The sequence below is a fragment of the Microcoleus sp. PH2017_35_SFW_U_B genome, assembly GCF_020737865.1.
In the GTDB taxonomy this organism is placed as follows: domain Bacteria; phylum Cyanobacteriota; class Cyanobacteriia; order Cyanobacteriales; family Microcoleaceae; genus Microcoleus.
Genome location: NZ_JAEQDE010000114.1, coordinates 18,299 through 22,930 on the forward strand (window position 1 = coordinate 18,299; position 4,632 = coordinate 22,930).

The window sequence follows — 4,632 nt, forward strand, 5'->3', positions numbered from 1 at the left end:
ACTCCACATCTATATATATAGGTGAAACTGCCGATATTCCTTCTTTTTCTGGAGAGTTAGATGATTTAACCGCAGAGGGCGCAGAGGGCGCAGAGGGAGGATGTAGGCAGATACTTTCTCAGGTTTCAGAAAATCAGAACTCCACATCTATATATATAGGTGAAACTGGCGATATAGCTTTTCTCAATCAAGTCATACACTCGCCAGCCAATCATCAATTACCAATTACAAATTCCCAATTACAAATTACAAATTCCCAATCCAGATCTGACTCACTTGAAACTTGCCATACATCTATATATATAGGTAAAATCTATTTGGTTGGTCACGCTCATTTAGACTTAGCTTGGCTGTGGCCTGTCCCGGAAACTTGGGAAGCGGCGGAACGAACTTTTGAGTCGGTATTGAAATTGCAATCTGAGTTTCCCGATTTGATTTTCTGTCATTCAACTCCAGCGCTTTATGCTTGGATGGAAGAGCACCGCCCTGACTTATTTACTGCAATTCAAAAACAGGTGGCCGTCGGACGTTGGGAAGTTGTCGGTGGGATGTGGGTTGAACCGGATTTAAACTTGATTTCGGCTGAGTCAATGGTGCGGCAAGTGTTTTACGGACAGCGTTATGCCAAAGAAAAGTTTGGGGAGTTGATGCGGGTGGCTTGGCTACCGGATACTTTTGGCTTTGGATGGCAATTACCTCAGATTTTGCGGCAAGGTGGAGTTGACTATTTTGTGACGCAGAAGTTGCGCTGGAATGATTCGACGGAATTTCCCCACGGTGCTTTTTGGTGGGAAGGGTTGGATGGTACTAAAATATTTAGCATGATGTCTGGCGCGATCGGCGAAAGTGTAGAATCTGTAAAAATGGCAAGTCATGCTTTTGACTGGCAAGTTAAAACTGGTTTGCAAGATGCTCTTTGGTTGCCGGGAGTTGGCGACCACGGCGGCGGCCCGACTCGCGATATGCTAGAGGTGGCGAAACGCTGGAAGTTGTCGCCTTTTTTCCCAAGGTTGGAGTTTGCGAAGGCTGTTGATTATTTGTCTTTGATTGAGAGTCAGTTTTTGCCGGAAGTTGCAGAGGTTGATTCTCAATCTGATGTTTCGCAGTCGCCAAGTCGGGAAAATTTACCAATTGCTGAAGTCGTCGAAACTTTGTCGGATGTCGCATCGGGAAACTTGCTAGAAAATTCTACAATTTCATCCGAAAGTAGAACTTCAACTCAGGAAACTCCCGCAAGTTTACCAATTGCTGAAGTCGTCGAAACTTTGTCGGATGTCGCATCGGGAAACTTGCTCGAAAATTCGACAACTTCATCCGAAAGTCGAACTTCAACTCGGGAAACTCCCACAAGTTTGCCAATTGCTGAATTCGTCGAAACTTTGTCGGATGTCGCACCTCCAAATTTACTCGAAAATTCCGCAACTTTACCCGGAAGTCGAACTTCAAGTCAGGAAACTTCCGCAAGTTTGCAAGCTGAGACGGTTGTGAAAACTTTATCGGATGTCGCACCTCCAAAATTAGTCGAAAATTCCGCAAATTTACCCGAAAGCCTTAACTCCAATCTCAAAACTCCCGCAAGTTTGCCAATTCCTGAAGTTGTCGAAACTTTATCAGGTGTCGCATCGGAAAATTCCGCAAATTTACCCGAAAGCCTCAACTCCAATCTCAAAACTCCCGCAAGTTTGCCAATTCCTGAAGTTGTCGAAACTTTGTCGGATGTCGCACCTCCAAATTTACTCGAAAATTCCGCAACTTTACCCGAAAGTCGAACTTCAAGTCAGGAAACTCCCGCAAGTTTGCAAGCTGAGACGGTTGTGAAAACTTTATCGGATGTCGCACCTCCAAAATTAGTCGAAAATTCCGCAAATTTACCCGAAAGCCTCAACTCCAATCTAAAAACTCCCGCAAGTTTGCCAATTCCTGAAGTTGTCGAAACTTTATCAGGTGTCGCATCGGGAAAATTACTCGAAAATTCGACAAGTTCATCCGAAAGTGAAACGAATTCGGTAGAAAACGAGGAAAATTTGCAACTTAGGAAAACAACCGAGAATTTGTCCGGCTTAGTAGGTGATTTTTCCGGTAAATTTTCGGAATCAGAACCTAAATACCTTGATTTCCCAACCGAAATTCACCAAGAGAAATCTCAACTAAAAAATTCCCCCTCTCTTCCCCTCTCCCCCTCTCCCAATCTCCCGATTTGGAAAGATGAACTTTACTTAGAATTCCACCGGGGTTGTTACACGACTCGCGCTGACCAAAAACGCCAAAATCGCCGCTGCGAAGATTTGCTCTATCAAGCGGAGTTGTTGTCTTCGATCGCGACAATCTGCACTGGTGCGGTTTATCCGAAAGTTGAGTTAGAATTGGCTTGGAAACAGGTGTTGTTTAACCAGTTTCACGATATTTTGCCCGGTTCGGCGATCGCCCAGGTCTACACTGATGCTAATCTAGCCTTTGCTGAGGTCGATCGCTCTTGCCACCACATCCTGCTACAATCCTTAGATGCGATCGCTGCTCAGATTTCTCTACCTTCTCCTCCGCAGTCGGACGCTCAACCGATTTTTGTTTTCAATTCTCTCAATTGGTCGCGCTCTGAAGTTGTCGCCGTAACTCTTCCCGATTCCCCCGACGCAGCTTGGCAAATTTACGACTTATCGGGAGGGCGGTTGACTTCGCAGATTGTTAAGGGCGATCGACTCCCATCGCAATCCCAATCTACACTGTTATTTTCGGCCCAGAGTGTTCCGGCGATCGGCTACCGCGTTTTTTGGCTTTGCCATGGCGCTCAAACCCTAAATCATGCCCCTGCAAGCTCAGCCACCGAAAAAAAGACAGATTTATCAAAACTTACATACGGTATAGCACAAAAAAACACGCCTTGTCAAGAAACGCTTTTTTCAGCCCCAGAAACGGTCTTAGAAAATGAGCTTATTCGGGCAACAGTAGACGCAGAAACTGGTAATTTATCCAGCATTTGGGATAAAGCAAACAATAGAGAAGTCCTGAATGCAGTCGGAGGCAATCAACTGCAAGCCTTTCAAGACAGCGGTCAATATTGGGATGCTTGGAACATCGATCCGAATTACCAAAAACATCCATTACCCGCCCCGATACTCAAACAGATTTCTTGGGTAGACCGGGGAGAAGTACGGCAGAGTTTGCGCGTAGTTATGCAAATTGGTAAATCCGAGTTTAGCCAAGATTATATAGTAGAAACAGGTTCGCCACTGCTGAAAATCAAGACAGTCGTAGATTGGCAAGAAACTCACGTTTTAGTCAAAACAGCCTTCGGGTTAAATGTCGCAGCAGATTTTGCAACTTGCGAAATTCCCGGCGGCGCGATCGCACGCACGACCAAGCCGCAGACACCGGCAGAAAAAGCCAAATGGGAAGTACCGATTTTCCGTTGGACTGATATCAGCAATGACGGTTTTGGAGTCAGTTTGCTCAACGATTGTAAATACGGTTGCGACATTCAACCAAATCAAATTCGGCTGACTTTGCTCAGAAGTTCCACTTGGCCGGATGAAGCAGCAGATGTTGGAGTTTCCCAATTTACTTGTGCCGTCTATCCCCACGCTGGAAATTGGCAAGATGCTGGCACTGTTCGGCGCGGCTGCGAGTTGAATATGCCGCTGTTAGTAAAGGTGTTGTCGCAGTTGCCGGAAAATCGCGATCGGACTCTGCCACCCGTTGGCAAGTTCTTGGATTTGTCCGCCGAAAATTTAGTGTTGATGGCTTTCAAACAGTCGGAAGATGATGCGAATGTCTGGATTTTTCGGTGTTGCGAATCCGAGGGCAAACAGGCTGTGTTAGCATTGGATGGCGATTTGGGATTGGAGATTTTAGAGTCTGTCGATTTGCTAGAAAGGTCTGCAATTTTGTCTGAAAGGTTGCCTCTATCGGAAAGTTTTAAGATAGAACCTTGGAAAATTGCTAGTTTTGCTGTTGTAACGAACCACGATAGCGCTCTTGTCGCGAAGGAAGAGAGGGAAGGGAAGAAGGAATAATCTCAAAACCTAAGATATTAGACCTCTTGCATCAATCATTCAATTATACAGGAACCGCAGATGTCAAGCAGATAAACACAGGTAAACGCAGATGATTTTTCAAGATAATTTGCAAATGAGTGCAATCTTGTCTATTGCCGATCGCCTTTTAGCTAACGGGCGCGGGAATCCCTCGCGCGATATCGTTTACAGATAGGTGTCGATCGCCTGCCAAGCAGTTTTGAGGTCTCCTACTCCCCAAAGCTACGGCACTCATCTGACCCAACAATTGCGATCGCCGCCCGGTTCATCCGCAGCCAGGGCAAATATCCCCAGCCGAAACCTAAGTAAGTCAGTCCCAACAGTAGATATTTGAATGTTATCATAGATACGTGACATACCCGACACTCATTATTGTAAACAAATAGAGTGCGGGCTTCCTCTTTCAACGGGAGAGCCTCGACGCGAGCAATCTCTAAGCTGGTCTTATCCTCCCTCCGTAGGTTTCACTCACCCGAAGGTGGTCCTAACTAGCAAGATAATTACTTATCTTTTCCGGCAGACTCCCTGTGTCCCAAGGAGTAGAATTGTTGATTTTTTCACCCATCCATCAGCTCTTTTACGGCAAGAAAGGGATTTTGGG

2 protein-coding genes and 1 pseudogene are annotated in these 4,632 nt (G+C 45.8%); 2 read left to right on the top strand and 1 reads right to left on the bottom strand.

Annotated features, from left to right (window positions below):
• Positions 1-173: 173 nt before the first annotated feature.
• Positions 174-1,040, top strand: a pseudogene (locus tag JGK36_RS34005) (hypothetical protein); the annotation flags it as partial.
• Between the two features lie 774 nt (positions 1,041-1,814).
• Complete coding sequence (locus tag JGK36_RS34010; protein WP_366516605.1) at positions 1,815-4,010, top strand: glycoside hydrolase family 38 C-terminal domain-containing protein; 2,196 nt, start codon at positions 1,815-1,817, stop codon at positions 4,008-4,010.
• 252 nt (positions 4,011-4,262) lie between these two features.
• Here the strand turns inward: JGK36_RS34010 and JGK36_RS28125 are convergent, their stop codons facing one another.
• Positions 4,263-4,388, bottom strand: coding sequence for a hypothetical protein (locus JGK36_RS28125; RefSeq protein ID WP_293193435.1), 126 nt, complete (start codon positions 4,386-4,388; stop codon positions 4,263-4,265).
• Positions 4,389-4,632 lie beyond the last annotated feature (244 nt).

Bases quoted from the DNA above. Each gene is read 5' to 3' on its own strand.
- JGK36_RS28125 (WP_293193435.1), bottom strand. From the start codon at position 4,388: ATGTCACGTATCTATGATAACATTCAAATATCTACTGTTGGGACTGAC.